Annotated in this window: 23 protein-coding genes; 13 read left to right on the top strand and 10 right to left on the bottom strand. The window is 76.0% G+C overall.

Annotated elements, in window-relative coordinates; genetic code table 11:
- Nucleotides 1–73: 73 nt before the first annotated feature.
- The gene (locus ACWGB8_RS15745) at nt 74–862 is read right to left on the bottom strand and encodes a MerR family transcriptional regulator (RefSeq protein WP_452213984.1); all 789 of its coding nucleotides are present in this window, start codon (nt 860–862) and stop codon (nt 74–76) included.
- Between the two features lie 165 nt (nt 863–1,027).
- Here ACWGB8_RS15745 and ACWGB8_RS15740 point away from each other — a divergent pair, with 165 nt between their 5' ends.
- From ACWGB8_RS15740 to ACWGB8_RS15730, 3 genes are read left to right on the top strand one after another with little or no spacing between them, the layout of a single operon-like run.
- Nucleotides 1,028–2,578 carry a flavin-containing monooxygenase gene (locus ACWGB8_RS15740; protein ID WP_452213982.1) on the top strand — a complete coding sequence of 517 codons (1,551 nt, stop codon included), beginning with the start codon at nt 1,028–1,030 and terminating at the stop codon, nt 2,576–2,578.
- A complete protein-coding gene (locus tag ACWGB8_RS15735; RefSeq protein ID WP_452213980.1) occupies nt 2,575–3,582 on the top strand; it encodes an alpha/beta fold hydrolase in 1,008 nt (335 codons plus the stop codon). The genes ACWGB8_RS15740 and ACWGB8_RS15735 overlap by 4 nt, the downstream gene beginning before the upstream one ends.
- Nucleotides 3,579–4,472, top strand: a complete 894-nt coding sequence (locus ACWGB8_RS15730) for an SDR family oxidoreductase (protein ID WP_452213978.1) — start codon at nt 3,579–3,581, stop codon at nt 4,470–4,472. The genes ACWGB8_RS15735 and ACWGB8_RS15730 overlap by 4 nt, the downstream gene beginning before the upstream one ends.
- 52 nt (nt 4,473–4,524) lie before the next feature.
- Here the strand turns inward: ACWGB8_RS15730 and ACWGB8_RS15725 are convergent, their stop codons facing one another.
- Genes ACWGB8_RS15725 through ACWGB8_RS15710 form a run of 4 tightly spaced genes read right to left on the bottom strand, consistent with a single transcriptional unit; the run spans nt 4,525 to nt 7,437 of the window.
- Nucleotides 4,525–5,544 carry a serine hydrolase domain-containing protein gene (locus tag ACWGB8_RS15725; protein ID WP_452213977.1) on the bottom strand — a complete coding sequence of 340 codons (1,020 nt, stop codon included), beginning with the start codon at nt 5,542–5,544 and terminating at the stop codon, nt 4,525–4,527.
- A gap of 4 nt (nt 5,545–5,548) precedes the next feature.
- Entirely contained in the window at nt 5,549–6,481 is a 933-nt protein-coding gene (locus tag ACWGB8_RS15720) for a DUF6895 family protein (protein ID WP_452213975.1), read from the bottom strand.
- Entirely contained in the window at nt 6,478–7,209 is a 732-nt protein-coding gene (locus ACWGB8_RS15715) for a hypothetical protein (protein ID WP_452213974.1), read from the bottom strand. Before ACWGB8_RS15715 ends, ACWGB8_RS15720 begins: the two co-directional genes overlap by 4 nt.
- A 42-nt stretch (nt 7,210–7,251) precedes the next feature.
- Nucleotides 7,252–7,437, bottom strand: coding sequence for a hypothetical protein (locus ACWGB8_RS15710; protein ID WP_452213972.1), 186 nt, complete (start codon nt 7,435–7,437; stop codon nt 7,252–7,254).
- A 154-nt stretch (nt 7,438–7,591) separates the two neighbouring features.
- Between ACWGB8_RS15710 and ACWGB8_RS15705 the strand changes: the two genes are divergently transcribed.
- Both ACWGB8_RS15705 and ACWGB8_RS15700 read left to right on the top strand, forming a co-directional pair.
- Nucleotides 7,592–8,365 carry an SDR family NAD(P)-dependent oxidoreductase gene (locus ACWGB8_RS15705; protein WP_452213970.1) on the top strand — a complete coding sequence of 258 codons (774 nt, stop codon included), beginning with the start codon at nt 7,592–7,594 and terminating at the stop codon, nt 8,363–8,365.
- A 132-nt stretch (nt 8,366–8,497) separates the two neighbouring features.
- Entirely contained in the window at nt 8,498–10,306 is a 1,809-nt protein-coding gene (locus ACWGB8_RS15700; protein ID WP_452213968.1) for an ABC transporter ATP-binding protein, read from the top strand.
- A gap of 58 nt (nt 10,307–10,364) precedes the next feature.
- Here the strand turns inward: ACWGB8_RS15700 and ACWGB8_RS15695 are convergent, their stop codons facing one another.
- The gene (locus ACWGB8_RS15695) at nt 10,365–11,033 is read right to left on the bottom strand and encodes a lysophospholipid acyltransferase family protein (protein WP_452213966.1); all 669 of its coding nucleotides are present in this window, start codon (nt 11,031–11,033) and stop codon (nt 10,365–10,367) included.
- Between the two features lie 225 nt (nt 11,034–11,258).
- Here ACWGB8_RS15695 and ACWGB8_RS15690 point away from each other — a divergent pair, with 225 nt between their 5' ends.
- A complete protein-coding gene (locus ACWGB8_RS15690) occupies nt 11,259–11,471 on the top strand; it encodes an EF-hand domain-containing protein (RefSeq protein ID WP_452213964.1) in 213 nt (70 codons plus the stop codon).
- A gap of 107 nt (nt 11,472–11,578) precedes the next feature.
- Here the strand turns inward: ACWGB8_RS15690 and ACWGB8_RS15685 are convergent, their stop codons facing one another.
- Complete coding sequence (locus tag ACWGB8_RS15685; RefSeq protein ID WP_452213962.1) at nt 11,579–12,634, bottom strand: glycosyltransferase family 2 protein; 1,056 nt, start codon at nt 12,632–12,634, stop codon at nt 11,579–11,581.
- A 97-nt stretch (nt 12,635–12,731) separates the two neighbouring features.
- Here ACWGB8_RS15685 and ACWGB8_RS15680 point away from each other — a divergent pair, with 97 nt between their 5' ends.
- The 3 genes from ACWGB8_RS15680 to ACWGB8_RS15670 all read left to right on the top strand — a co-directional run bounded on the left by ACWGB8_RS15680 (nt 12,732) and on the right by ACWGB8_RS15670 (nt 14,289).
- On the top strand, nt 12,732–12,857 hold the full coding sequence (locus tag ACWGB8_RS15680; RefSeq protein WP_452213960.1) for a hypothetical protein: 126 nt from the start codon (nt 12,732–12,734) through the stop codon (nt 12,855–12,857).
- A 514-nt stretch (nt 12,858–13,371) separates the two neighbouring features.
- Complete coding sequence (locus ACWGB8_RS15675; protein WP_452213959.1) at nt 13,372–13,647, top strand: hypothetical protein; 276 nt, start codon at nt 13,372–13,374, stop codon at nt 13,645–13,647.
- 201 nt (nt 13,648–13,848) lie between these two features.
- On the top strand, nt 13,849–14,289 hold the full coding sequence (locus tag ACWGB8_RS15670; protein ID WP_452213957.1) for a YjbQ family protein: 441 nt from the start codon (nt 13,849–13,851) through the stop codon (nt 14,287–14,289).
- Nucleotides 14,290–14,357: 68 nt separating this feature from the next.
- Here ACWGB8_RS15670 and ACWGB8_RS15665 read toward each other — a convergent pair whose 3' ends face one another.
- The gene (locus ACWGB8_RS15665) at nt 14,358–14,930 is read right to left on the bottom strand and encodes a DUF1990 family protein (protein ID WP_452213955.1); all 573 of its coding nucleotides are present in this window, start codon (nt 14,928–14,930) and stop codon (nt 14,358–14,360) included.
- 158 nt (nt 14,931–15,088) lie between these two features.
- Here ACWGB8_RS15665 and ACWGB8_RS15660 point away from each other — a divergent pair, with 158 nt between their 5' ends.
- On the top strand, nt 15,089–15,328 hold the full coding sequence (locus ACWGB8_RS15660; protein ID WP_452214030.1) for a hypothetical protein: 240 nt from the start codon (nt 15,089–15,091) through the stop codon (nt 15,326–15,328).
- 74 nt (nt 15,329–15,402) lie between these two features.
- Here the strand turns inward: ACWGB8_RS15660 and ACWGB8_RS15655 are convergent, their stop codons facing one another.
- Both ACWGB8_RS15655 and ACWGB8_RS15650 read right to left on the bottom strand, forming a co-directional pair.
- Nucleotides 15,403–18,453 carry an AAA family ATPase gene (locus ACWGB8_RS15655; protein WP_452213953.1) on the bottom strand — a complete coding sequence of 1,017 codons (3,051 nt, stop codon included), beginning with the start codon at nt 18,451–18,453 and terminating at the stop codon, nt 15,403–15,405.
- On the bottom strand, nt 18,450–19,619 hold the full coding sequence (locus ACWGB8_RS15650; RefSeq protein WP_452213951.1) for an exonuclease SbcCD subunit D: 1,170 nt from the start codon (nt 19,617–19,619) through the stop codon (nt 18,450–18,452). The genes ACWGB8_RS15655 and ACWGB8_RS15650 overlap by 4 nt, the downstream gene beginning before the upstream one ends.
- 520 nt (nt 19,620–20,139) lie before the next feature.
- On the opposite strand from ACWGB8_RS15650, the gene ACWGB8_RS15645 reads away from it, so the two are divergent.
- The 3 genes from ACWGB8_RS15645 to ACWGB8_RS15635 all read left to right on the top strand — a co-directional run bounded on the left by ACWGB8_RS15645 (nt 20,140) and on the right by ACWGB8_RS15635 (nt 23,044).
- The gene (locus tag ACWGB8_RS15645) at nt 20,140–21,018 is read left to right on the top strand and encodes a hypothetical protein (RefSeq protein ID WP_452213950.1); all 879 of its coding nucleotides are present in this window, start codon (nt 20,140–20,142) and stop codon (nt 21,016–21,018) included.
- Between the two features lie 242 nt (nt 21,019–21,260).
- Nucleotides 21,261–21,887, top strand: coding sequence for a hypothetical protein (locus ACWGB8_RS15640; RefSeq protein ID WP_452213949.1), 627 nt, complete (start codon nt 21,261–21,263; stop codon nt 21,885–21,887).
- A 356-nt stretch (nt 21,888–22,243) separates the two neighbouring features.
- On the top strand, nt 22,244–23,044 hold the full coding sequence (locus ACWGB8_RS15635) for an SGNH/GDSL hydrolase family protein (RefSeq protein WP_452213947.1): 801 nt from the start codon (nt 22,244–22,246) through the stop codon (nt 23,042–23,044).
- Nucleotides 23,045–23,195 lie beyond the last annotated feature (151 nt).

Raw genomic sequence — 23,195 nt, 5'->3', positions numbered from 1 at the left:
CGGGTAACCGTGCGATGACCCAGTGCAGTCGCGCGGTCACGTGGCGGTAGCTGGAGGAGCGCCCAAGCGGCCGTCAGCCGTCCTCCTCCGCGGGCCGGCAGCGGCCGGTGAGCTGCTCGTACTCGGCGCGCACCCGGCGGTCCATGGCCAGTGCGAACTGGGCGTCCACCACCGTGCGGGCGAGCGGGCGGGTCTGCAGGATGCGCTCGGTCAGCTGGGCCGCCTCGCCCGGCGGCAGCGGGCCGCCGCCCGCGAGCGCGCCGAGCAGGTGGTCGCGGACCAGCGCGGTGAACGCCTCGGCGATGGCGTCGACGTGCTCCTGGGTGCGGCGGCTGGCCTCCAGGACGGCGGCCAGCGGCACGCCCGCGCCGACCAGGGCGGTGGTCGCGTCCATCAACCGCCGGCTGACGTGGCCGATGCCGTCCGCGTCGACGGTGACCAGGCCCTGGGCGATCGCCTCCGCGGTGTTCTCGCCGGTGAGCTGCTCGCCGAAGGCGGCGTGCAGCTCGGCCCAGGACAGGTGGGTGGGCGTCTCGTCGGACCACGGCGCGATGATCGCCGCCTCCAGGCCGATCAGCTCGGCGACGTCCCGGCCGCTCTCGCCGGCGCCGATCAGCTCGGCGATCCCGCCCAGGGTGTGGCCGCGCTCCAGCAGTTCGGCGATCATCCGCAGCCGGGCCAGGTGGGCCTCGCCGTACCAGGCGATCCGGCCCTCCCTGCGGGGCGGCTGGAGCAGCTTGCGCTCCCGGTAGAAGCGCAGCGTGCGGGTGGTGATGCCGGCGGCTTCGGCGAGTTCCTCCACCCGGTACTCGCGTTCTTTGGCGTGCGCCGCTGCGCTGAGCTTGTCCACGGGGCTCAGCATAGGACCGGGGGTCGTGGAACCGGGGCGGTCGGCCTTCTTCCGCAAGCTGTCAGCAAGGGCTACCCTGCCAATCATGCCAGTGATTGCTGGCAAGGTTTCACGGTGGTTCCGACCGAGACCCCCGGGCACCGCGCACCACGCCCTCACCCCCCAGGAGGACGCCGCATGGCATCCAGCAGCAAGCCCCCCAGGCCCGCGCCGGCCGTCCCCCACGTCCGGGTGGCGGTCATCGGCTCCGGCTTCGGCGGCCTCGGCGCAGGTGTGCGGCTGCGCCGCGCCGGCATCACCGACTTCGTCATCCTGGAGCGCGCCGACTCGGTCGGCGGCACCTGGCGCGACAACAGCTACCCCGGCTGCGCCTGCGACGTGCCCTCGCACCTGTACTCCTTCTCCTTCGCGCCCAACCCCGACTGGCCCCGCAGCTTCTCCGGCCAGCCCGACATCCGCGCCTACCTGGAGAAGGTCGCCGACGTCTTCGGTCTGCGCCCGCACCTGCGCTTCGGCACCGAGGTCACCGAGGCCCGCTGGGAGGAGGAGCACACCCGCTGGCGGATCACCACCGGCGCCGGCCAGTGGACCGCCGACGCCCTGGTCTCCGCCGCCGGCCCGCTCGCCGACCCCCAGCTGCCCGACCTGCCCGGCCTCGCCGCCTTCCCCGGCAAGGTCTTCCACTCCTCCCGCTGGGACCACGACTACGACCTCGCCGGCAAGCGCGTCGCCATGGTCGGCACCGGTGCCTCCGCCGCCCAGATCGTCCCCGCCATCCAGCCCCGGGTCGCCCGGCTCACGGTCTTCCAGCGCACCCCCGCCTGGGTCCTGCCGCGCCGCGACCGCGAGATCACCGCCGCCGAGAAGTGGCTGCACGGCCGGCTGCCCGCCACCGCCAAGGTCCGCCGCGGCGCGCTCTTCGCCCTGCGCGAGCTCCAGGTGGACGCCTTCGTCCGCCGGCCCGGGGCGCTGCGGCTGGTCCAGCGGGTCGCCGAGCGGCACATCGCCCGCTCCGTCGCCGACCCGGCGCTGCGCGCCCGGCTGACCCCGGACTACCGGATCGGCTGCAAGCGCATCCTGCTCAGCAACACGTACTACCCGGCGCTCGCCGCCCCCAACACCGAGGTGGTCGCCGCCGGCCTCACCGAGGTGCGCGGCTCCACCCTGGTCGCCGCCGACGGCAGCGAGCACGAGGTCGACGCGATCGTCCTCGGCACCGGCTTCCACGTCACCGACATGCCCGTCGCCTCCCGGGTGTACGGCGTCGGCGGCACCAGCCTGGCCGAGTCCTGGAAGGGCGGCATGGAGGCACTGCGCGGCTCCACCGTGCACGGCTTCCCCAACCTCTTCTTCGTCATCGGCCCCAACACCGGCCTCGGTAACAGCTCGATGATCCTGATGATCGAGTCCCAGCTGAACTACCTGGTCGACGCGCTCACCACCCTCGACTCGGTCGGCGCTACCGCGATGCAGCCCACCGTCCGCGCCCAGCGCCACTGGAACCTCGAACTCCAGCACCGGATGGACCGCACCGTCTGGACCACTGGCGGCTGCCGCAGCTGGTACCTCGACGAGGGCGGCAGGAACACCGTGCTCTGGCCCGGCTCCACCAGCGCCTTCCGCCGTGCCACCCGCCGGGTCGACCTCGCCGAGTACGAACTCCTGCTGCGCAAGGACCCGACCGCCCCGCCGACCGCCGCCACCGAGGCCGAGGAGGCCCTGGTATGACCCCCCGGATCCCCGCCGACTGCCTGCCGCCCGCCCCGGTCGAGGAGCTGCGCGTCCGCTCCGCCGACGGCACCTGGCTGCACACCGAGATCCACGGCCGGGCCGGCGCCCCGACCGTCGTCCTGGCCCACGGCTGGACCTGCTCCACCGCCTTCTGGGCCCCGGTGGTCCGGCTGCTCACCGACGACCACCGGGTGGTCGTCTACGACCAGCGCGGCCACGGCCGCAGCGACGTCCCGCCGACCCGGGCCCGGTACTCCACCCGCGCCCTCGCCGACGACCTGGAGGCCGTGCTCGCCCGCACCGTCCCGGCCGGCGAGCGGGCCGTGCTGGCCGGCCACAGCATGGGCGGCATGACCGTGATGGCCGGCGCCGACCGCCCCGCGATCGCCGGGCGCACCGCCGCCGCCGTCCTGATCAGCACCGGCCCCGCCGACCTGGTCGCCGAACTGCGGGTGGTGTCCGCCGCCGTGCGCCCGCCCGCGCTGCGCCGGCTGCTGCACCGGCAGGTCCTGCGCTCGCGGCTGCCGCTCGGCCCGGTCACCCCGGTCAGCCGCGCCGCCCTCAAGTACGCGACCATGGGCGCCGCCACCCCGGCCGGCCGGGTCGAGGCCACCGCCCGGGTGGTGCACGCCTGCCCGACCGCGGTCCGCGCCCACTGGGCGCGCGTCCTGGAGACCCTGGACGTCACCGCGGGCCTGGCCGGGCTCGCCGCGCCGACCTCCGTCGTGGTCGGCACCGACGACCGGCTCACCCCTCCGGTGCACGCGCACCGGATCGCCGCCGCCCTGCCCGACCCGCAGGGGCTGCTCCTGCTGCCGGGCGCCGGGCACATGGCGCCGGTCGAGCGGCCCGACGAGGTCGCCGCCGAGATCCGCCGGATGGCCGGACTGCACCTCGCCGCCGAGCCGGCTGCCGAGCCGGCTGCCGAGGCCGCCGCCGTGCCGTCCGCCCGTCGCCCCGCCCGCCCGACCGCCCCCGCCGAGAGGAAGGCCACGGCATGAACGCCCCCGTCCCGCCGCTCTCCACCCAGGTCGTCGTCGTCACCGGGGCCGCCCGCGGCGTCGGTGCGACCCTTGCCCGCAAGCTCGCCGAGCGCGGCGCCAAGGTCGCCCTGGTCGGCCTGGAGCCCGCCGAGCTCAAGGCCGTCGCCGCGCTCTGCGGCCCGGACGCCACCTCCTGGGAGGCCGACGTCACCGACGTCGACGCCCTCGGGACGACCGCCCGCGCGATCCAGGAGCACTACGGCCGGATCGACGCCGTGGTGGCCAACGCCGGCATCGCCCTCGGCGGCCCGCTGCTGGGCAGCGACCCGCGCGCCTTCAACCGCGTCATCGAGGTCAACCTGCTCGGCAGCGTGGCCACCGCCCGGGCCTTCCTGCCGGCCCTGGTGGAGAGCCGCGGCTACCTGCTGCAGATCGCCTCGCTCGCCGCGCTGACCCCGGCGCCGCTGATGAGCGCCTACTGCGCCAGCAAGGCCGGCGTGGAGTCCTTCGCCCACGCGCTGCGCGCCGAAGTGGCCCACCAGGGCGTCCGGGTGGGCGTCGGCTACCTCAGCTGGACCGACACCGACATGGTGCGCGGCGCCGACCAGGACACCGTCCTCAAGCAGATGCGCGCCCGGCTGCCCTGGCCCGCCAACAAGACGTACCCGCTGGACCCGGCCGTGGACCGGCTGGTGGCCGGGCTGGCCCGCCGCTCCCCGCACGTCTACGCCCAGGCGTGGCTGCGCGCGATGCAGCCCGTCCGCTGGGTGCTGCCGGGCCTGATCGCCACCGTCGGCGCCCGGGATGTCGCCAGGCTGGCCCCGCAGCTGAAGGCCACCGCCGCGGACCGGCTGCGGCCGGTCGGTGCCGGGGGAGAGGCCGACACCGCCGCCCGCAAGAAGAACTGACGCTGCGTCACAGCCGGCCGCGGACCCGCGGGGCCGCCGCCCCGCGGGTCCGTCAGGCGGAGAGCCGCTTCAACGCCTCGTACCCGGCCTGGACGAAGCGGCCGTCGAGGGCGGGGCCGCAGTTGGCGAGGACGGCGAGGGCCGTGCCGCTCTGCGGGCAGAAGCCGGCGAAGGCGCTGAACCCGCGGGTGGCGCCGGCGTGGAAGCAGTACGCGCGCTCGCCCACCCGCCGGTGGTTCCAGACCAGGGCGAGCCGGTCGGCCGAGCACGGCAGCCGCAGCCGGGGCCGCTGCACCTCGCCCAGTGCGGTGCCCAACGGCCCCGCCGGCGGGTCGAGATGGGCGCGCAGGTAGCGCAGCAGGTCGGCGCCGCCGGCCCGGACGGCCCCGGCACCCGGCAGCCCGGGGATGCGCCACGGCGGCAGCGGGCGCCCGCGCCGGTGGCCGGTCGCCAGCCCCGGGGCGTCGGGGGAGCAGCCGGTGGCGGTGAGGCCGAGCGGGCCGCAGAGCCGGTCGGCGAGCAGCACGGGGTACGTCGTGCCGGCGGACTCGGCCAGCACCCGGCCGAGCAGCCCGACGCCGTAGTTGGAGTACCGCATCCGGGTGCCGGGCCCGACCCGTACGGTGGTCCGCCCCAGTGCGCGGCGCAACCGCCCGTCGTCGAACCCCGCGTACGGGTTGCTGAACCAGGTGGGCGCGGCCGTGGCCAGCAGGCCGGGCGGCAGCCTGGGCAGGCCGGAGGTGTGGGTGGCCAGGTGGAGCAGGCGGATCGGCTCCCCGGCCGGCACCGCGGCCGGCCGCCAGTGCGGCGGCAGGTGCCGCTCGACCGGATCGGCGAGCGCGACCCGGCCCTCCGCGGCCAGCGCGGCGAGCAGCAGGGCGGTGAACGTCTTGCTGACCGAGCCGAGTTCGAAGCGGGTGTCGGGGGTGCACGGCACGCCGTCCCGGGCGGTCAGCCCGTGGCAGTGCACGGCCTGCTCGCCGCCGCGGGCGGCGGCCACGATGACGGCGGTGGCGTGCGGGCCGGCCGCCCGCACGAGCACCTCGGGCCGGACCACGGCGAGTACGCCCACCGGCTCAGGCCGCCGCGCCCGCGCCGACGGCCCGGGCGAGGGTGATGGTGGAGGCCGCGACGGCGACCACCGCGGTGTGCTCGTGCGCGCGGAACGCCTCGGCCGGGTCGTCGGGGACAGGGGTGGTGCTGTCGCACGGCATCAGCCCGTCGGCGCGCTGGACGGCGGCCAGCGCGTCCCAGCCCTGCGGCCCGGCGACCGGTTCGCCGATGCAGGAGTCGACCGCGAGCAGTTCGCCGACCAGGTCCCACTGGCCGATCTCCAGCCAGATGTCGATCCAGGCCGGCAGCCAGTCGCGCACGTAGTCGCGCATCGGCTCGGGCAGGCCCTCCGGGCGCGCACCCCAGTCGGTGAGGTGGAAGACGGTGTGGGTGACCTGGTAGCCGTTCATCCAGGTCGCCGTCCACGGCTCGGGGGTGGCGCCGAGCCAGGTGCCGGCGGCCAGCGCGGCCCAGTCCGGCCGGTGGGCGAGGCCGGCCACCCGCCGGGCGTTGGCGACGGCGAGCCGGCGGTTCGCCTGGATCTCCGCCGCGTGGACGGCCCTGAGCCGGCCCAGCGAGTCCAGCAACTGCTCCAGGGGCGGGTGCCGGTGGCCGGCCCGCGCGAAGTGGGCGTAGGTCTCCAGCGGATCGGTCATGACCGGGTTGCGCAGCTGGCGCTCGTACAGGAGGTCGCCCTCGCGCAGCTGTTCCCAGGCGAAGTCCAGCAGTTCGCGGGCGGCGGCGGCCTCCCGCGGGCCGGTCACGGTCTCGCGCAGCACCAGGGAGGCGGCCAGCGCGACCTCGCCGAGCGGCTTGTAGACGTCGTTCGGGTCGGCCAGGTCGGGGACGGCGTCGTCCGGCAGCCGGCCGAAGCCGAGCCGGTGCGAGGCGTGCAGCCAGTCCAGCGCGCGGGCGCCGAGCCGCTGGGCGGTGGCCAGGACCGCGGTGTCGGTCATGCTGCTGCTCCGTCCCCGCGGCTGCGCCCCAGCAGGGCGTCGGCGACGGCGAGTTCGAGTCCGGTCCGGGCGCTGCCGTCGCCGACGAAGTGCAGCCGTTCGAGCAGCGGCTCCACGTCCAGCGGCAGCGGCTTGCCCTCGGCGCGGTGCCAGGCGAGCCAGCGGGCCAGCCGGACGGTGGTGCGGTGGTCGCGACGCAGCATCGAGCGGACGGCGCCGCGGGCGAGCGCCTGCGGGTGGGCGCGGGCGATCCGGTGCAGCGGGCTGTCCAGGCCGGGCAGGGCGAGCGCGGAGAGCTGGGCCATCCGTACCGACCAGGGCTGCCAGGCGTGCGGCCGGGGCGCGGGCGCGTACTCGGGCGGCGGTGCGGGGTGGCCGAGCAGCCGCGCGGTCGCCCAGGCCTGCCAGGCGCCGACCAGCCGGGCCGGGTCCTGCTCCGGATCCTGCCCCGGCCCGGCGGGTACGGGCTGTGCGGGGAAGGCCCGCAGCGCCGCGTCGGCCAGGGCCGCGGTGTCGTCGTCGGGCGGTGCGCCGCCGAGGAGTTGCGGTGCGAACAGGTCGGGTCCGAGCACCCGTGCGGCGGCCAGCAGCGAGCGGGGCACCGGCTGTCCCGGGTCCGCGAGCGCGGCCGCACCCCCGGCGCCGCGGAGGGCGTCGAGGGTGCGGCCCGCCACCCGCTCGACTGCCGCGGCGTACTCGTCGCGGAGTGAGGTATCGGCGAATGGCATGGGTGGTGGTCTCCTGGGAAGGGGACCGGCGGCCGGTCTCGGCTACCGGGTGGGCTTCTCGGTGGGCTGCTTCGGCGACAGCAGCAGCAGCGCGATCAGCACGCCGGCGGCTTCGGGCTGGTACGTGGGCGCGTCGCTGACGGCCGCCTCGTCCTCCGTCATCAGCATGGTGAGCGCATCGGCCTCGGCCGCCGTGGCGTGCGTCGTCCGCATGGTCTGAGCAAGCATCGGATGCCTCCTCATCGAAGTGTCACCGCCGGTCCGGCGGTGCCCCTCCACCGACGATACGGGTACGAACCATATGGTGCCACCCCGGTACTCTGCGTCACAGGTGACCCGGGGTGGCTGACCGTCACCCCGGGGAGTCGGTACGGTCAGGGGCATGACCACTGCCTTGATCACCGGCGCCACGGCCGGCATCGGCGCCGCCTTCGCCCGCAAGCTCGCCCGCGGCGGCCACTCCCTCGTCCTGGTCGCCCGGGACACGAAGCGGCTGGAGAGCTCCGCCGCCGAACTCGCCGCCACGTACGGGGTGGAGACCGAGGTGCTGACCGCGGACCTCGCCACCGAGGAGGGCATCGCGGCCGTCGAGGCCCGCCTCGCGGACGCCGGGCGCCCCGTCGACCTGCTGGTCAACAACGCGGGCTTCGGCAACAAGGGCGCCTTCCTCACCGTCCCGCTCGACGACGAACTCGCCATGCTGAAGGTCCACATCGAGGCGATCCTGCGGCTGACCACCGCCGCCCTGCCGGGCATGCGCGAGCGCCGGCGCGGCGCGATCGTCAACGTCGCCTCGGTGGCGGCCTTCCTCCCCCGCGGCACGTACGGCGCGAGCAAGGCGTGGGTGGTGAGCTTCACCCAGGGCGTGCTGCGCGACCTCGGCGGGACGGGTGTGCGGATGCTGGCGCTCTGCCCGGGCTTCACCCGCACCGAGTTCCACGCCCGGGCCGGCATGGGCACCGGCAACATCCCGGCCTGGAGCTGGCTCTCCGCCGAGCGCGTGGTCGACGAGGCCATGCGCGACCTGGCCCGGGGCCGCTCGCTGTCCGTCCCGGGCAAGCGGTACAAGCTCGCGGTGGCGGCGGCCCGGCTGCTGCCCAGCGGCCGGCTCGGGGCGGTCTCCTCGAAGGCGGCGCGCACCTACCGCACCGACTGACGGGCGCCGGTCGGGCGCGGCGGGAATAGTAGGTACCTCAATATTAGCTTCGCTAACTATGAGCTATCCTCGCTGTGCCGGCACGGGCCGCCCGCCCGTGCGCCCGCCCGCCCGACCCCGGGAGACCCGCCCTTGAGACCAGACGGCATCGCCTGGACCCCGCCCGCCCCGACCGAGGGCGAGCCCCGGCCCCCCGCCCAGCTGCGCCGCATCCTCGCGCTGTTCCGCCCCTACCGCGGCCGGCTCGCGGTGGTCGGCCTGCTGGTGGCGGCCTCCGCGGTGGTCTCGGTCATCTCGCCGTTCCTGCTGCGCGCCGTGCTCGACACCGCGATCCCGCAGGGCCGGACCGGGCTGCTCAGCCTGCTGGCGCTCGGCATGATCGCCGCCGCCGTGGTCGGCAGCATCTTCAACGTGCTGCAGACGCTGATCTCCACCACCGTCGGCCAGCGCGTCATGCACGACCTGCGCACCGCCGTCTACGGGCACCTCCAGCGGATGTCGCTGGCCTTCTTCACCCGGACCCGGACGGGCGAGGTGCAGTCCCGGATCGCCAACGACATCGGCGGCATGCAGTCGACCGTCACCTCCACCGCGACCTCGCTGGTCTCCAACTTCACCGGCGTCCTCGCCTCGGTGGTCGCCATGGCCGCGCTGGACTGGCGGCTGACGGTCGTCTCGCTGCTGCTGCTCCCGCTGTTCGTCTGGATCAGCCGCCGGGTCGGCGGGGAGCGCAAGCGGATCACCGCCGAGCGGCAGAAGCAGCTCGCCGCGATGAGCGCCGCCGTGCAGGAGTCGCTCTCGGTCAGCGGCATCCTGCTCGGCCGCACCATGGGCCGCTCCGACTCGCTGGCCCGGGAGTTCACCGAGCAGTCCGACCAGCTGGCCGAGCTGGAGGTGCGCACCAGCATGGCCGGGCGCTGGCGGATGAACACCATCCACGTCGTGATGGCCGCGATGCCCGCGCTGATCTACTGGGCGGCCGGCCTGGCGGCGGCCGGCGGCGAGCCGATCGTCTCCATCGGCACCCTGGTCGCCTTCGTCTCGCTGCAGCAGGGGCTGTTCCGCCCGACCGTCAGCCTGCTCTCCACCGGCGTGCAGGTGCAGGCCTCGCTCGCGCTGTTCCACCGCATCTTCGAGTACCTGGACCTGCCGGTGGAGATCGCCGAGCCGGAGCACCCGGTGGAGCCCGAGCGGATCCGCGGCGAGGTCCGCTTCGAGGGCGTCGAGTTCCGCTACGACCCCGCGCAGGAGCGGCCCACCCTGGCCGGCATCGACCTGTGCGTCCCCGCGGGCAGCTCGCTCGCCGTGGTCGGCGGCACCGGCTCCGGCAAGACGACGCTCAGCCACCTCGTCCCGCGGCTGTACGACGTGTCCGGCGGCCGGGTCACCATCGACGGCGTGGACGTGCGCGAGCTCTCCTTCGACACGCTGGCCAGGACCGTGGGCGTGGTCGCCCAGGAGACCTACCTCTTCCACGCCTCGGTCGCCGACAACCTGCGCTTCGCCAAGCCGGACGCCACCGACGCCGAACTGGCCGCCGCCGCCGGGGCCGCCCAGATCCACGAGGTGATCGCCGCACTGCCGGACGGCTACGACACCCTGGTCGGCGAGCGCGGCTACCGCTTCTCGGGAGGGGAGAAGCAGCGCCTCGCGCTCGCCCGGACGATCCTGCGCAACCCGCCCGTCCTGATCCTGGACGAGGCCACCAGCGCGCTGGACAACCGCACCGAGCGGGCCGTCCAGCAGGCCGTCGACACCCTGTCCGCGGGCCGCACCACCATCACCGTGGCGCACCGGCTCTCCACCGTCCGCGCCGCAGACCTGATCGTGGTGCTGGACGGGGGCGAGGTGGTCGAGCGGGGCACCCACGAGGAGCTCGTCGCGGCCGACGGCCGGTACGCGGCGCTGCTGCGGCGCGAGGCGCCGGCGGTCGCGGCCTGAGCGGTCGCGGTCCGGGCGGTCGCGGTCCGGGCGGGCCCGGGGTGGGCGCCGGGGAGGGTCAGGCGGCCTTGGGGACCTCGTTGTAGCTCTCGGCGACCTCCTGGCCGGAGAGCCGCTGGATCGCCCGCATCACCTCGTCGGTGACCTGGCGGCGGGCCTTGCCCGAGCGGGCCTGCCCGTGCAGCTCGTCGAAGTGCAGCGGCTCGCCGAACTTCACCGTCACCCTGCGCAGCCGCGGGACGCGCTTGCCGACCGGCAGGATGTCCTCCGGGCCCTCCAGCGCCACCGGCACCACGGGCACCCCGGCGGTCAGCGCCAGCCAGGCCACGCCCGTCTTGCCGCGGTAGAGGCGGCCGTCGAGCGAGCGGGTGCCCTCCGGGTAGATGCCGAAGGCCTTGTCCGCCTCCAGGATCGCCAGCGCCGACTCCAGCGAGGCCTGCGCGGAGCGGTAGGTGCCGCGCTCCACCGGGACCGCGCCGATCCCCTCGAAGAAGCCCTTGGAGAGCCGGCCCTTCATCCCGGTGCCGGTGAAGTACTCGGCCTTCGCCAGGAAGTGCACCCGGCGCGGGGCGGCCAGCGGGATGACCACGCTGTCGATGAACGAGAGGTGGTTGCTGGCCAGGATCACGCCGCCCTTGCGCGGGACGTTCTCCAGGCCCTGGATGTCCGGCCGCCAGATCGCCCGCGACAGCGGTTTCAGTACCAGCCGGGTGGCGAGGTCGAGCATGGTCCCTCCCTGGACGAACGCGCCCGGGAGGTGCCCGGGCCTGAACATGCGGCGGCAGCCGCCGGGTTCCCGGCCGGGCCGAGATCAGACCCGCAGACTACGACACCCACCCCCGCGCCCGTCCACTCCCGGCAGCCGTGGCGCTCACCACGGCCGGGTAGGGTACGGCCGTCGGAAAGCACCCGAGCCTGCGAAATCCCCAGGCTCCTTCAGGAGGGGAAACCCATGGCTGACATCGATACGGTCCGCGCGGCCTTCGACAAGTACGACGTGAACGGCGACGGCCGGATCACCGCCGCCGAGTACGCCAAGGTCGCGCGCGAGCTGGGCGACCTCACCACGTCCATCTCGGTCGCCGAGACGATCATCCGCCAGATGGACACCAACCACGACGGCGAGCTGACCTTCGACGAGTTCCTGGCCGCCCGCCAGGGCTGATCCCCTCCGGGCCGGCCCCCCCCGGGGCCCGGCCGCCGTCGCAGGGCCGCGGGGTCCGTACCGGTGCACCCGGTACGGACCCCGTTCGCACGTCGGGGGCGGCGGGGTCAGCGCCCGCGGACGGCCCCGATGCCGCGCTTGATCCGGCGCGGCAGCTGCCCGGTGCGCCGCAGCTGCCCGTACGCCCGCCGGGAGCCGCGCGCCGCCAGCCGGTACTGCACGCCGCGCAGGCCGCCGGGAAAGTGGTAGCCGGCCGGGCGGTGGCGGGCGAAGTGGTCGGCGATCCGGCGGAAGAAGTCCGGCCGCAGCTCGACCGGGACGAGCCCCGGGCTGTCGTAGAGGGTCAGCGCCTGCTTCACGGTGCGGTCGAAGACCAGCCGGCGCAGGTCCGCCGGAACCGGCCGGCCCTCGCGCTCGACCCGGTCCAGGAACGCGAAGATCGCGTCGTACTGGGCGAAGGCGTCCGCGTGCCGGGGGGAGGCGGTGCTGGTGATCGCCCCCGGCCGGCCGCGGCGGTAGTGGTAGCAGCTGCGGTCGAGGTAGCGCAGCCGCCCCGCGGTCAGCAGCGCCGGGTACGTGACGGAGATGTCCTCGTAGAAGCCGCGCCCGAAGGCGACGTCGAGGCCGCGCAGGAAGTCAAAGCGGAACACCTTGTTCCAGACCGACATGACGGACTGGAACAGCGCCGGGTGCTCGGCGGCGGTGCAGCCCCGCTCCAGCGGGGAGCCGGCCAGCACGTGCCGCCAGGGGTTGGACTCGCCGCTGCCGTCGGGGTAGACGTGGTCGAAGCCGGTCAGCAGGACGTCGGTGCCGAGCCCGCGCTCGGTCTCCAGCTCGGCGAGGAGCGCCGCCACCGTGCCGTCGGGCAGCCAGTCGTCGCTGTCCACGAACCAGACGTACTCGCCGCGCACCTCGGGCAGGGCGGCGATCCGCGCGCCGCCGAGGCCCTGGTTCTCGGTGAGGTGCAGCACCCGCAGCCGCCGGTCGCGGGCCGCGTACTCGTCCAGGATCCCGCCGCAGCGGTCGGGGGTGAGGTCGTCCACCGCGATCACCTCGAAGCGCGACTCCGCGGCGGGGTCGGTGTCGAGGATCGAGTCGAGGCAGCGCGGCAGGTACTGCTCCACGCCGTGGACGGGGAGCACGATGCTGAGGAGGACTGGCACGGCGGCAGAGTCTACCGAGCGCACCCCGCCGTACCGGCACCGCGGGCGGGCCGCGGCGGCGCGGCCGACCGGGGCCCGGGAGGGTCCGGAACCGCCGGTGCCGCGCCCTGAGCAGGGCGGCACCGGCAGCCGGGTGGCGGCCCGGCCGACCCTCTACGACCGGCCGCCGTCCGCGCACCCCGGTGAGCCGGGCCGCCGCAGCGTCGAGGCGGCCGGGCAGTGACTCACCGGGAGAGCCGGAGTCCCTTCACCAGTCGAACGCGCCCGCGGTGCGTGCGGAGCTCCGACTGTCGAGGAAGATATTGCTTGTAGGCTGGAGCCGAGTCAATCCCTCATATGTGTTCACTTCCTGAAGTGATTGTCGGACTTCCTGTGGCGACTGCGCCCGCCGCAGGGGTGCTTCTTACCGTCCGGAGGGGCGCTCCCCTCTATAGGAAGCCCGCCCACCTGCTCCGGCTCGCCGTCCGCGCGCTCCGCCCGGCCCCGGGAGGTGACCACGCGCCCGGCGCGCGGGGCCGCCGGCGAGCGCCGGGCCGGTGCCCCCGGACCCCGGTGACCTGCCGCGGGTCGTGCACCATCATTGATGCGTAGTCGTGACCGGAGCCGACGGCCCCTGGTGCAACGTCAGTTCCTGCCGCGCGGTACGGTGGCAGGACACCAGGACGGTTGCGCGAAGGCTGTCAGTCACGGATAGTCTTCGCCTCACGGCCCTGGCGCCTCGTAGGGGTGGGAAACTGATGGAACACATGCAAGTGCGGACGCGGCCCCGCGTGCCCGCGATCCAGTGCGGTGTCGGCACGACCGGCCGCAGGATCGAGCGGCACCTGGCTGTGCTCGGCGCGCCCGCGCTCCCGGCGGTGGACACCGCCGAGGCACTCGGGCTGATAAGGGAGCTGACGCCGCGCGGCACCGCCTCCCCGGCGGCACGGCAGCGACGGACGGCCCGGGTGTCGCTGATGGCGCCCCTGCGCCGTCTCCGGCGGACCCTGTTCGGCGGCCGCGGACACAGCTAGGGCGCCGTCCGGGGTGCGCCCCGGCACGGCACCGCCCCGACGCCCACCGGCGTCACAACCGGCCCGACGGACCAGAGCGACCGTCGGGTCTTCGGCGTCCCCGCAGCCGGCCCGGGCCCCGGCCGGGGGGCGCCCGCCGCGGCCCGCGGTCGCCCGGCGGTGCGGGTCACCGGGCCCGCCGCGGTCGGAGAGGATGGCGGCATGGCGGACCACACCAACACCACCGGCACCTTCCACTCCACCACCATCGAGATCACCACCGGCAGCCACGAGGTCGCGCTCGACATCACCGACCGCTGTGCCGCCTTCCTGGACGAACGGGCCGTCGGACGCGACGGGCTGCTCAACGTCTTCGTCCCGCACGCCACCGCCGGCATCGCCGTCCTGGAGACCGGGGCCGGCAGCGACCACGACTTCCTCGCCGTCCTGCGCGACCTGCTGCCCGCCGACGACCGCTGGCGCCACCGGCACGGCAGCCCCGGCCACGGCCGCGACCACGTCGTGCCCGGCCTCGTCGCCCCGCACGCCACGCTGCCCGTCATCGGCGGCCGGATGGCCCTGGGTATCTGGCAGTCGGTCGTCCTGGTGGACACCAACGGCGACAACCCGCACCGCACCGTCCGGCTCAGCTTCCTCGGCTGACCGGCGGCCAACCCCCTCCGGACCGACTAGTCCTCCCGGCCGGGCCCACGTGTCGCGGACGGCCCGCGCTACGCCCCCGCGGGCGCGGGCCGGGCCGCGAACGCGGCCACCGCGGCGAGGTAGCGCTCGATCGCCAGGTACTGGCAGAGGACCGACACCGGCCGGCCGAGCCGGGCGTACCAGGCGCTCAACCGGGAGAAGGCGACCACCTCGAACCAGACCTCGCCGGCGTCGTCCATCGAGACCAGGAAGCCCTCCTCGCCGCACTCCGGGTGGCCGGGCAGCGTCCCGTACCCGAAGCCGATCCGGTCGGGCTCGTCGACCGTCCAGACGACCCGGCAGGGGATCACCAGCCGGGGCAGGCGCAGGCCGGGCAGGCCGAGCCGCAGCAGGACGGTCGCCCCGGGCTCGGCCGGTGCGTGCGGGTGCACGGCGAAGCCCGTCCCGAGCTGGCTGCCCCAGGCGAGGACGTAGCGCCCGGCCCGCTCCAGCACCTCCGGGCCGTGGCCGAGGTGGATCCGCCGCCGCAGGTGCGCATAGCCCGCCGGGAGGCGGGACTCCCGGGTGGCGCCCACCTCGGGGTAGGTCGGGGAGGCGGCGCGGGCGGCCTGCAGCCGGCGCTGCAGCGGCGAGTCGGACATGGCGGCCACCGTACCCGGGGCCCGGGCGGGGGCTCGGGGCAGGGGGCCCGGGGCGGGGCCCGGCTGCCCGGGCCTTGCCGGGCCGGGCGGGTGCGGAGTAGGAAGACGGTATGAGCGAACTCCGCGACAGCGCACCGCACGAGGACGCGATCGGCGGCATGGACGGCAACGGGCACGGCGAGGTGGGCGGTGTCCGGGGCGGTGCGGACGGGCCGGTCTGCGCCGTCGCCCCCAGCGGTGCGGTCCGCGCGCTGACCCACGACCCGGCGTCGGCCGGGCCCAGGGCCGACTGCGTGCTGTGCGGCGAACCGACCGAGCTGCCGGCCGACGAGCCGGGCAGCACCCTCTGCCCGGTCTGCACCTGGCAGCAGGCCCAGCGGATCGCCTGCTCCGGCTGACCCGCCTTTCCCGGCCCCATTCCCGCGGCCCCGACTCCGACCGCGGTCCGGATCGGACCGGCGGCCGTCGGACGTCAGGCGTCCTCGCGGCGGCCCAGGCTCAGGGTCGAGCCGTTGCGGCCCTTGCGCACCAGCAGCTGGGCCGGGATGCGGCTGCGCAGATCGGCGACGTGGCTGACGATGCCGACCGCGCGGTCCCGCTCCCGCAGGCCGTCCAGGACGTCCATCACCTCCTCCAGCGCGTGCTCGTCCAGCGTGCCGAAGCCCTCGTCGATGAAGAGCGTGTCCAGCGGCATGCCGCCCGCCTCGTCCGTCACCACGTCGGCCAGGCCGAGCGCCAGGGCCAGCGAGGCGAAGAAGCTCTCGCCGCCGGAGAGCGTCGCGGTGTCGCGCTCGGTGCCCGTCCAGGCGTCGACCACCCGCAGCGCCAGCCCCGAGCGACGGTTGCCGCCGCTGCGGTCGTCGCTGTGGACGAGCGTGTAGCGGCCGCCCGACATCCGGACCAGCCGGTCGCTCGCCGCCGCCGCGACCTGCTCCAGCCGGGCCGCCAGCACGTACGACTCCAGGCGCATCCGCAGCCGGTTCTCCTGGGATGTCCCGGCGGCCAGGCCCGCCAGCCGGTTGATCCGCCCGAACCGGGCCAGCACCGGCGCCAGCGAACCGGCCAGCTCCGCCAGCTGCGCCCCGATCGCCGCCAGCGCCGCACAGCGCTCGCGGGCCGCCTCCTGCGCCGCATGGGCCCGCCGCAGCCGGTCGGTGGCGGCCCGCAGCCGGGCCTCGGCCGCGGCGGGATCGGCCGGCGGGTGCGCCGCCGCCGCGACCAGCTCCGGCAGGGCGAGCTGCTGCTCCACCGCGGCGAGCGCCGACCGGTGCCGGTCGATCCGGGCCTCCAGCTCCGCCCGCTCGCGCGGGGACAGCAGCACCGCCCGGGCCTCCTCGGCGGTCGGGAAGCCGGCGGCGACCGCGGCACCCGCCAGCTCGCCGTCCGCGTCCTTGAGTCGCCCGGCCGTCTCCGCGCAGGCCCGGGCCGCCTCGGCGAGCCCGCCGACCGCATCGGCCAGCCGGCCGAGCGCAGCCGCCCGGTGCGCCACCGAGCGGGCGTCGCCCCGGGCGGCGGCCACCCGGTCGGCCAGCTCCCGCTCCTCGGCCCGCAGTGCCTCGATCCGGTCCGTCAGCACCGCGGCGCGCTCGCCGGTCTCGCGCAGCTCGGCCAGCCGGCGCTGCTGGTCCCCGGTGAGGCGCTCGATCTGCCGGCCGACCGCGCCCAGTGCGTCGGCCGCCCGCAGCGCCGTCCGGTGCTCCAGCTCCAGGGCCTGCAGGGCGGCCGCCAGGTCGTCGGCGCTCTCGGTGCCCGCCGCCCCGGCCGCGGCGGCCTCCTCCACCCGCAGGGCGGTCAGCCGCTGGTCCGCGACGGCCAGGTCCCGTTCGGCGGCGCTCTGCGCGGCGCGGGCGCGGTCCTCGTCCGCCGCGCCGACCTGGCCGCCCGTCGGCCGGGCCGGCGCCGGATGCTCCGGCGACCCGCAGACCCGGCACGGCTCGCCCGGGAGCAACTGCGCGGCCAGCTCGGCGGCCATCCCGGCCAGCCGGCGCTCGCGCAGCTCCTGGCTGTGCTCGCGGGCGTCCTGGAAGCGGTCGCGCAACGCCCGCACCTCGTCCTCGGACCGGCCGATCCCGGCCCGCAGCTCGTCCCTGCGCCGGGCCGCGGCCAGCCGTCCGGTGGTCTCCGTGCGGCGGGCGTCCACCTGCTCCACCCGCGCACCCGCGGACTGCGCCGCGGACTGCTCGTCCTGCAGCGCGGCGAGCCGGCCGTCGAACTCGGCCAGCCAGTCGCGGGCCTCCTCGGCCAGCTCCTCGGCCCGGCGCCGCTCGGCGTCCGCACGCTCCTGCTCCCGGCCGAGCACGGCGCAGCGCCGCTCCTCGGCCTCGGCCGCCTCCAGCCGGACGACCTCGGCCCGCAGCCGCTGCTCCGCCCCGGCCAGCTCGGCGGCCTCGGCCCGGGCGAGCCCCGGCGCGTCCGGCCCCGGGGCGCCGGCCAGTGCCTCCCGGCGCCGCTGCTCCTCCTGCCGGGCCGCCCGGTGCGCCACGGCGGCGCCCTCCCGGAGCCGCAGCACCGATTCGACCCCCACCGCGGCCTGCGCGGCGGCCAGCCGACGGGCGTCCCCGGCCAGCCCGGCACCCGCCTCGGCGAGCCGGGCGGCCTCCACCGCCGCCTCCCGGTGCCGGCGCTGCAGTGCGGCCAGCCCGTCCTCGGCGGCCCGGGCCCGCTGGGCCTCACGGTGCGCCCGCTCGGCCTCCGCCAGCCCCACCCCGGCGACCGCGAGCTGCTCCGCGGCGCCGCTGCGCAGCACCGCGGCCCAGCCGAGGACGTCCGCGGCGAGGTCGCCGGTGAAGCGGTCCGCCTCGTCCTCCGGCGGCACCCAGTCGGCCGCGGGCTCGCCGAACGGGCCCGCGGCCTGCTCGGCCCGGCCCGCGAGGTCCCGCAGCCGGCGCCGGCCCGCCTGCACGGCCGCCTCCTGTGCCCGCCGCTGCTCGGCTAGCCAGGACTCGACCTGCCCGAACCGCTCGGTGTCGAACAGCCGGTTCAGCAGCTTGCCGCGCTCGACCGAATCGGCCCGCAGGAAGCGCGCGAAGTCCCCCTGCGGCAGCAGCACCACCTGGCAGAACTGCTCACGGCTCATCCCGATCAGCCGGTGGATCTCCTCCCCGGCCTCCTGGTGCGACTTGCTGAGCGGCTGCCAGCCGGGCGCGCCGCCGCCGGTGTCGGGCACCCACTCCCGCAGCAGGGTCTGCGCGCGCTCGGTGGTCCAGCCCTCGCCCCGGCGCTTGGGCCGCAGCTGCTCCGGGAGCCGGACGATCTGCAGCCGGCGCCCGCCGAGCGTCAGCTCCAGGTGCACTTCGGTCAGCACGGCCGGATCGGCGTGGTCGCTGCGCAGCCGGTTGGCCCGCCGGGTGCCGGGCACCTCGCCGTACAGCGCGTAGCAGACCGCGTCCAGCACACTGCTCTTGCCCGCGCCGGTCGCCCCGCGCAGCAGGAACAGGCCGCCGGCCGCGAGCGCGTCGAAGTCCACCCGCTCGGTGCCCGCGAACGGGCCGAAGGCGGTGACCGTCAACCGGTGCAGTCTCATCGGGGCAGCTCCGCCCTGCGGTCGGTGGTCTCGCGGATGCGCTCGAAGCCGTCGCGCAGCCAGTCCAGCTCCTCCGCCGCCGGTGCCACGCCCTGCCGGACGTGCCGCAGGAAGCCCTCGGCGATCTCCAGGTCGGAACGCCCGCTGACCCGCGCCGCGTACGACTGCGCGGTGTCCGCCCCCGGGCCCTCCGGCTCGAACAGCAGCTGGAGGGCGTGCGGGAAGCGCCGGCGCAGCCGCTCCATCGGCTCGGCCGGCCGGGCCCGGTCGGTCAGGGTGGCCTGCACCCAGGACTGCTCGTGCGGCGCGAACCGCTCGTCGGTCAGCAGCTCCTCCAGCGTGCCGCGCAGGCAGGCCAGCGGGCGAGGCTGCGGGCAGTGGCTCCGCTCGGCGGTGACCGAGCCGTCGGCCGCCAGGTCGACCAGCCACATCGACTTGCGGTGCGTCTCCTCGGAGAACGAGTAGGCGAGCGGTGAACCGCTGTAGCGCAGGTGCGGGGCCAGCGTCTGGCAGCCGTGCAGGTGCCCCAGCGCGGCGTAGTGCACCCCGTCGAAGACCGAGGCGGGCACCGCCGCGACCCCGCCCACCGCGATGTCGCGCTCGCTGTCGCTGGGCTCGCCGCCGGTCACGAAGGCGTGCGCGAGCACCACGGCCCGGGTGCCCGCCGGGCGGGCCGCGAGGTCCGCCCGCACCCGCTCCATCGCCGCCCCGAGCACCGCCGCGTGCCCGCCGCGCTCCAGCCCGAAGCGCTCGCGCACCATCGCCGGCTCCAGGTACGGCAGCCCGTACACCGCGACCGGCCCGTGCTCGTCCGCCAGCAGCACCGGTTCCGCGCAGCCGTCCGGATCCGTCCGCAGGTGGATGCCGGCCCGGCCGATCAGCCCCGCACCCACACCCAGCCGGCGCGCCGAGTCGTGGTTCCCGCTGATGAAAACGGTCGGCACGCCGAGCGCCGCCAGCCGGTGCAGCACGTCGTCGAAGAGCGCGACCGCGTCCAGCCCGGGCAGCGCGCGGTCGTACACGTCCCCCGCGACCAGCACGGCGTCGACGTGCTCGGCCTCGACCACCGCCACCAGGTGGTCGAGGAAGGCGCGCTGGGCGTCGTGCAGGCTCTCCCGGTGGAAGGAGCGGCCGAGGTGCCAGTCGGAGGTATGCAGCAGTCGCATGGTCCCCGACCATAACCGGCGCCACCGACAACCCGCGTCGAAACGGACACCCCGGCCGTCCCGCCCCTCCCGGAACCCGCCCCCCGCACGCCCCCTGCGCCCCCGCCGGCCCGCTCCGCGGGGCTGCTCCGCCTCCTCGGCCTCCTCCGCCGATCCGTCGCTCAGCGTCGATTGTCAGTGACGGTGTGTAGGTTGCGTGGGTCGGCGGATCCGGGTGTTCCGGGCCCGTCCGACGGGTCGTGTCCGTGTCCCTGTTCGGGTGAGGAGTGTTGCTGTGGCCGGGTCCATGTCGGTGGTGCGGGGGTCGATCGGTTCCGTGGTGCGGGCGAGTGCCGTGCGCGGGCCGCGGGCGGGGCGGCCGGGAGGCGTGCCGTCCGGAGGGGCGGGGCCGGGCGGGTCGCGGCGCGGCCCGACCGGGGGCGGGGAACCGCGGGTGCCCGGAGGTCCGGGTGGCCCGGGCGGCGGGCCCCGGCACCGCCGGACGGGGCGGGCCCGGGGCGAGCCGCCGCAGCCGGTGGCCGTGGCCCTGGTCGCCGATCCGGCGGCCCACGTCCGGCTGGGGCGGTACGGCCTGTTCGGAGACGGCGGCCACCGGGCCTACCTGCGGCGGACGGAGTCCCGGCTGCGGGCGATGCACGCGCAGGGGGTGGAGGTGCACCTGAGGGTCCTCGACCCGGCCGACTACCGGGACTACTGCGAGGTGTTCGGGCTGGACCCGGGCAGTGCCGCGGCCCGGGTGGCGTACGCCGCCGATCCGGAGCTGGTCGGGGAGCCGCTGGTGTACGCGGGGGAGCGGCTGGCCGAACTGCTGCCGGCGCTGGTGGACGACCACCGGGCCCGGGTGCGGATCTCGATCGGCTGCGAGGCGCTGCTCACGGCGCTCGGCGACGGCCCGGAGGTATCGGCCCGGCTGGCCGGGGTGATGCGGTACGTCGCCGCCGTGCACCTGGCGCTCGCCGAGGGCGCGGGGGTCGGCCGCCACCTGCTGACCGTGCGCTGCCACGGGCCCGCGGACGGCGAGGAGCTGACCGCCGCAGCCGAGCTGCGGGTGGTGCCCGGCGGGCGGGTGCTCGCGGGCGGACGGGAGACCGAGGCGTTCTGCGTCACCCTCGCGGTGGGTGTGGCCGCGGGCGGCGGCGGGGCGGTGCTGCTGCACGGCGATCCCGGCGCGGGGAGGAACCAGCGGATCCGCGGCTGGGCGCTGGCGGAGGGGCGGCTGCGCCCGATGGCGGTGCCCGAGGTGCTGGCGGAGCTGGCCGCCGACGCGGTGCGGGGCATGCCGTTCCCGCCGGGCGCGGTACCGCTGCCGGGCTTCCCGCTTCCGCCGCCGGGGCCGGTCGGCGGTCCGGCGGACGGGGGAACGGGCGGGGGCGCGGAAGGGGGTCCGCCGATGAGGTGAGTGCGGCGCGCGCAGGGCGTACGGGGTCCGCCCGGACGGCGGTCGACGTGCCCCGGCGTCCACCGAGCGGCGCTGGGGACTGTTCATCGACCGCCTGTTCGGGGAAGATTTCGGGGAAGATCAACAGCAGGAGCGCGCGGCACCCCGCGCCGCGGGCTCCGACCGCTCCGCCCCGAACCGCGCACCGCAGGCCCTCCCCGTGCACCGCCGGTCCGGCGCGCCCGACACCGAAGGGGGGACGCATGAGCCGGATCGAGTACAGCGCGGAGGTCGCCGAGCTGCTCGGACGGGTGCGCAGGCGTCCCGTCGCGGGGTGGCCGTGGCGTCCGGGCGAACCGGTCCCGCCGGGGCTGACGGTGAAGCAGTCCTGGGGCTGGCTGTTCGCACCCGACGGCCGGGTGCTCACGCTGGTCAACCCCAAGGACGGCATCGTCTCGCTGCCCGGCGGCTCGCTGGAGCCGGAGGACGCGGGCGACCCGGGCAGCGCGCTCGCCCGGGAGGCCGGCGAGGAGGCCCAGGCGGTGATCGGCCCGGCGTACTACCTCGGCTACCTCTACGACCGGGTCGGTTCCGCGAACGGCGGCCACGAGTGCGCCCGGGTGCGGATGACGGCCGCCCTGCGGGCCGTCGGTCCGAGCGTGCCGGACCCGGCCTCGGGCCGGCACTACCGGCGGCTGCTGGTCGCCCCCGGCCTCGCCGTGGAACTGCTCGGCTGGGGCGCCCCCGGCCTGCGGCAGGCGCGGGTGGCGGTGGCGTCCGCCGTTCGCCGGCTCGGCGTGCCCGCCGCCGCCAACGAGACGATCGAGGAGTTGCCGGTCGAGGGCTGCACCGTCTTCCCCGGTGCACTCGCCCGCCCCGACCAGCACTGACCCGGACCTCGGCCGGGCCGCCCGGCGTCGGGTGCCGCCCTGCCGCCGCGCCGCCCCCGCCGGCCTCGCCGCGTGCCGCCCCGGCCGGCCTCGCCGCGGGCGGGCGCCGACGCATGCCCTGACGCGCGCCCCTGACGCCGGCGCTGCATGCCCCGCCGACGCCGGCGGCCCGCACCCGTTCCCACCGGCCCCGCACCCGTGCTGACCGGCCAGGATGCCGCTCCGATGCGAGGCCCTCGACCGAAACGCCACACCCCGCCTGTCAGACGGACCGTCAATATCCTTGGCATGACCGCTTCCCGAGGAAGCTACTCCCTGGTATCACCAATGTGACCCGCATCACCAGTGGAGGTGTCATGCTGCGCCCTGCCCGTGCCCTGTCCGTAGCCGCTCTCGCGGTCGTGCTCACCCTGACCACGCTCTTCACCGCCTCGGCCGCGAACGCCGCCGCCGTCAACTACGTTGCCCTGGGCGACTCCTACTCCGCCGGCGTCGGCGCAGGGAGCTACCTCGCCGACAGCGGCAGCTGCAAGCGGAGCACCAACGCGTACCCGTACCTGTGGAAGAAGGCCCACGCACCGTCCTCGTTCACCTTCGTGGCCTGTTCCGGCGCGAGAACCGGAGACGTGCTCAACAACCAGCTGTCGGCCCTCAACTCGGGCACCACGCTGGTCAGCATCAGCATCGGCGGCAACGACGCGGGTTTTGCGAGCACCATGCAGACCTGCGTGCTGGAATCCGACAGCGCCTGCCTCAGCGCGGTCGCCACCGCCAAGAACTACGCCACCACCACCCTGCCCGGCAAGCTCGACCAGGTCTACTCGGCGATCCGTGCGAAGGCGCCCAACGCCCGCGTGGTGGTGATGGGTTACCCGCGGCTGTACAAGGTCGGCGGCAGCTGCATCTTCGGCATCGGGGACACCAAGCGCGCGGCCATCAACAGTGCGGCCGACCTGCTGAACGAGGTGATCGCCAAGCGTGCCGCGAACGCGGGCAACGCCTTCGGTGACGTGCGCAGCATCTTCGGTACCCACGAGATCTGCGGCAGCGGCACCACCTGGCTGCACAGCACCACCTGGCCCGTCGACGACAGCTACCACCCCAAGGCGGCCGGCCAGTCCGGCGGCTACCTGCCGATCTTCTCCGGCCAGGTCTGACGAACCGCGCCACCCCGACCGCTCCGCGCCGAGGATCAGCGCCACCCTGACCGCGCCACCCCGACCGCTCCGCGCCGAGGATCGGCGCCGCGTCGAAGCTCCGGGCCGGCCCGAGGATCCGCGCCACCCCGAACCGCAGGCCCGTCCGGCC

This window comes from Kitasatospora sp. NPDC054939 (assembly GCF_053610105.1).
The sequence above is the reverse complement of the archived record's forward strand: the minus strand, read 5'-3'. Positions and strand labels throughout refer to the sequence as shown.

What these genes read in the sequence shown, in the direction of transcription:
- ACWGB8_RS15745 (WP_452213984.1), bottom strand. Translation starts at nt 862, where the DNA reads ATGCTGAGCCCCGTGGACAAGCTCAGCGCAGCGGCGCACGCCAAAGAA.
- ACWGB8_RS15740 (WP_452213982.1), top strand. Translation starts at nt 1,028, where the DNA reads ATGGCATCCAGCAGCAAGCCCCCCAGGCCCGCGCCGGCCGTCCCCCAC.
- ACWGB8_RS15735 (WP_452213980.1), top strand. Translation starts at nt 2,575, where the DNA reads ATGACCCCCCGGATCCCCGCCGACTGCCTGCCGCCCGCCCCGGTCGAG.
- ACWGB8_RS15730 (WP_452213978.1), top strand. Translation starts at nt 3,579, where the DNA reads ATGAACGCCCCCGTCCCGCCGCTCTCCACCCAGGTCGTCGTCGTCACC.
- ACWGB8_RS15720 (WP_452213975.1), bottom strand. Translation starts at nt 6,481, where the DNA reads ATGACCGACACCGCGGTCCTGGCCACCGCCCAGCGGCTCGGCGCCCGC.
- ACWGB8_RS15715 (WP_452213974.1), bottom strand. Translation starts at nt 7,209, where the DNA reads ATGCCATTCGCCGATACCTCACTCCGCGACGAGTACGCCGCGGCAGTC.
- ACWGB8_RS15710 (WP_452213972.1), bottom strand. Translation starts at nt 7,437, where the DNA reads ATGCTTGCTCAGACCATGCGGACGACGCACGCCACGGCGGCCGAGGCC.
- ACWGB8_RS15705 (WP_452213970.1), top strand. Translation starts at nt 7,592, where the DNA reads ATGACCACTGCCTTGATCACCGGCGCCACGGCCGGCATCGGCGCCGCC.
- ACWGB8_RS15695 (WP_452213966.1), bottom strand. Translation starts at nt 11,033, where the DNA reads ATGCTCGACCTCGCCACCCGGCTGGTACTGAAACCGCTGTCGCGGGCG.
- ACWGB8_RS15690 (WP_452213964.1), top strand. Translation starts at nt 11,259, where the DNA reads ATGGCTGACATCGATACGGTCCGCGCGGCCTTCGACAAGTACGACGTG.
- ACWGB8_RS15675 (WP_452213959.1), top strand. Translation starts at nt 13,372, where the DNA reads ATGGAACACATGCAAGTGCGGACGCGGCCCCGCGTGCCCGCGATCCAG.
- ACWGB8_RS15670 (WP_452213957.1), top strand. Translation starts at nt 13,849, where the DNA reads ATGGCGGACCACACCAACACCACCGGCACCTTCCACTCCACCACCATC.
- ACWGB8_RS15665 (WP_452213955.1), bottom strand. Translation starts at nt 14,930, where the DNA reads ATGTCCGACTCGCCGCTGCAGCGCCGGCTGCAGGCCGCCCGCGCCGCC.
- ACWGB8_RS15660 (WP_452214030.1), top strand. Translation starts at nt 15,089, where the DNA reads ATGGACGGCAACGGGCACGGCGAGGTGGGCGGTGTCCGGGGCGGTGCG.
- ACWGB8_RS15655 (WP_452213953.1), bottom strand. Translation starts at nt 18,453, where the DNA reads ATGAGACTGCACCGGTTGACGGTCACCGCCTTCGGCCCGTTCGCGGGC.
- ACWGB8_RS15650 (WP_452213951.1), bottom strand. Translation starts at nt 19,619, where the DNA reads ATGCGACTGCTGCATACCTCCGACTGGCACCTCGGCCGCTCCTTCCAC.
- ACWGB8_RS15640 (WP_452213949.1), top strand. Translation starts at nt 21,261, where the DNA reads ATGAGCCGGATCGAGTACAGCGCGGAGGTCGCCGAGCTGCTCGGACGG.
- ACWGB8_RS15635 (WP_452213947.1), top strand. Translation starts at nt 22,244, where the DNA reads ATGCTGCGCCCTGCCCGTGCCCTGTCCGTAGCCGCTCTCGCGGTCGTG.